Source organism: Peribacillus sp. NPDC058002 (assembly GCF_042886655.1).
Taxonomy (GTDB): Bacteria; Bacillota; Bacilli; order Bacillales; family DSM-1321; genus Peribacillus; species Peribacillus aracenensis.
Genome location: NZ_JBHVQU010000446.1, coordinates 1 through 1879, shown reverse-complemented (window position 1 = coordinate 1879; position 1879 = coordinate 1). Strand labels below are relative to the sequence as shown.

Here is a 1879-nt window from a genome sequence, read left to right as displayed (position 1 = left end):
GAACTTTTCAATATACACGCCAGGATTCCCAAATGCCGTAGCGGCTTCCTGTTGCGTAATGTTAATGCCCTTGATGAGATCTTCTTCCGTCCTCGCAACGCGGATACCTTTACCGCCTCCGCCGGCAGTAGCTTTGATGATGACTGGATAGCCCATTTCATTAGCTAGGGCTACACCCTCATCCGTATCTTTAATTATTCCTTTAGAACCTGGCACGATCGGTACACCAGCTTTGCGCATGGTTTCCCTTGCTACGTCCTTTGTTCCCATTTTATTGATAGCTTCGGGGCTAGGACCGATGAAAATGATATTGCATTCACGGCATAGCTCAGCAAAGTCGGCATTTTCAGCTAGGAATCCATATCCTGGATGAATTGCATCAGATCCCGTTTTCTTGGCTGTGCTGATAATGTTCGTTGTATTCAAATAACTGTCTTTTGATAATTTAGGACCGATACAATATGCTTCATCCGCAATTTGAACATGTAATGCTTCTTTATCTGCTTCTGAATAGACTGCAACAGTCTCGATTCCTAATTCCTTGCATGCCCGGATGATTCGGACAGCAATTTCCCCGCGATTGGCAATTAATACCTTTTTAATCATTTAGAAACAGCTCCTCATTCCGGCTTTACTAAAAATAACGGTTGACCATATTCTACAAGCTGCCCTTCTTTTACAAGGACTTCAACGATTTCACCGCTTACTTCAGCTTCGATTTCATTGAAAAGTTTCATGGCTTCCACGATGCAGACGATGGAATCCCCCGTTACTTTATCACCTGTTTTTACGTATGCAGGTGAATCCGGTGCAGGAGATTGGTAGAATGTCCCTACCATCGGAGAAGTGATTTTATGTAAATTTTCCTGTTCGCTGACTGCAGCGGCAGGTTTTGCTGGTTCAACAGCTTTCGTCACTGCAGGAGCAGGGGCCGCTGCGGGCTTGACCTCTACAGCTGCATTGGCTTGAACAACATCTGGAGCAGCTACTGATTGTAATACTGTACCCGCTTCAGTTTTTTTCAATTTAAGTTTCGTTCCTTCATTTTCAAAAACGAATTCATTGATATTTGATTGATCGACTAGCTTAATAATTTCACGAATTTCTTGCACTTTCATTTTGTGGCACCCCTTGTCTAATTTAGTATGAATTTGTGAGGCAATAATATTTTATGTAACCATACCCTTAGCTTATCCTACTTTGTCCAATACTGCACAAAGTAGCCGCTTTCTTTATGAGAATGCGAATAAACTGAATACAAACCTCATCTGTATTATAACAGATATTTCACTTTCTCAAAATATTGTTTCCCTAAGAAAATTGAAAAGTTTATGACCAGCTTCTAACATCATACAATATTAGCTTATACAAATTCAATGATAGATTAGTTGTAACTTATTATCCATACTTCTATCTTACACCTTTATTATAATATTGTGAATATTTTTCAACTGGGGCACCTTAACGCCTTCTCTTGAATTTTCCCTTTAATTCCTAAAAAATCAGCAACAATATCCATTTTTATTACTTTTCTAGAATATTACGGATGGTCATTTTCACCATTTTTATTTGAGTTCCTTATGCCAATTGACATAAAAAAACTTTTCCTCTAAAGTTTCCAGATTGTAAGATAGTTAAAAAAAAATCATAATAAAAAAGCCTCCTTTTTTTACTAAGGGGGCTTTCAAAATTTTATGAAGTTGAACTGTTCTGTATCAGCATTTTTTTCTGTATGTGTGTTTACTTTTCCGGTTGGAAATCGACAACAACATTTTGTGCATCGCTCACTTCTTTCCTTACAAGGCGGATAATGTTATTGGCCTCTGTTTTCGTTTGTTTATCGGCCTTGACACTCACCTTTACATCCGTACCGTCCACC

2 protein-coding genes are annotated in these 1879 nt (G+C 38.8%); both read right to left on the bottom strand.

The features are described 5' to 3' along the window. A partial coding sequence (locus ACFVSH_RS26150; protein ID WP_387708711.1) for a biotin carboxylase N-terminal domain-containing protein occupies positions 1–606 on the bottom strand: 606 nt, incomplete at its 3' end. A 14-nt stretch (positions 607–620) separates the two neighbouring features. Beyond that, positions 621–1118, bottom strand: a complete 498-nt coding sequence (gene accB, locus ACFVSH_RS26145; protein ID WP_260284668.1) for an acetyl-CoA carboxylase biotin carboxyl carrier protein — start codon at positions 1116–1118, stop codon at positions 621–623. Positions 1119–1879 lie beyond the last annotated feature (761 nt).